We start from the raw sequence: 824 nt of genomic DNA on the forward strand, positions 1-824 counted from the left end.
TTCGGCCTGATGATGGTGCTGGTGCTGCAGCGCGCGCGGGACGGCCTGTGGCCGATCCTGACCCGCTTCGTGCCGGTGAAAGCGAAGCGGAAAGTGATCGACCCGGCCGCGGCCGCCTTGCCGCGGCGCACGCTGCCCAAAGCCGGCGAGCTGATCCTGGAGGCGAAGAGCGTCACGAGAAAGTTCGGCGGTCTGGTGGCCAACAACAACATGAGCCTCGAGGTGCGCGCGGGCGAGATCCTGGCGCTGATCGGCCCCAACGGCGCGGGCAAGAGCACCATGTTCAACCAGATCTCGGGCGTCGACACCCCGACCTCGGGCGAGGTGCTGTTCTTCGGCAAGGCGGTGGCCGGGCACGACTCGAGAGAGATCGCAAGAATGGGCATGAGCCGCAGCTTCCAGCACGTGAAGCTGCTGCCCACCATGAGCGTGCTCGAGAACGTCGCGATCGGCGGCCACCTGCGGGGCGACAAGGGGGTGATCAGTTCGGCGTGGCGCCTGGACCGCGCGGAAGAAGCCCGGCTCCTGGCCGAGGCCGCACGCCAGATCGAGCGCGTGGGGCTCGCGGAGCACATGTTCGACGAAGCCGGCAGCCTCGCGCTGGGCCAGCAGCGCACGCTCGAGATCGCCCGCGCGCTGTGCTCGGACCCGTGCCTGCTGCTGTTGGATGAACCGGCCGCGGGCCTGCGCTACAAGGAGAAGCAGGCGCTGGCCGAGCTGCTGAAGAAACTGAAGGCCGAAGGGATGGCGATCCTCTTGGTCGAACACGACATGGACTTCGTCATGGGGCTGGTGGATCGGGTGGTGGTGATGGAGTTCGGCGA

At 67.6% G+C, this 824-nt stretch carries 1 protein-coding gene; it reads left to right on the plus strand.

The window, feature by feature from the left end; translation table 11 throughout:
• Nucleotides 1-824 (plus strand): ABC transporter ATP-binding protein (locus tag AC3A35_RS27820; protein WP_487439796.1); only part of this gene is annotated, 824 nt, incomplete at both ends.

Source organism: Azoarcus sp. Soil_N_20, assembly GCF_057656155.1.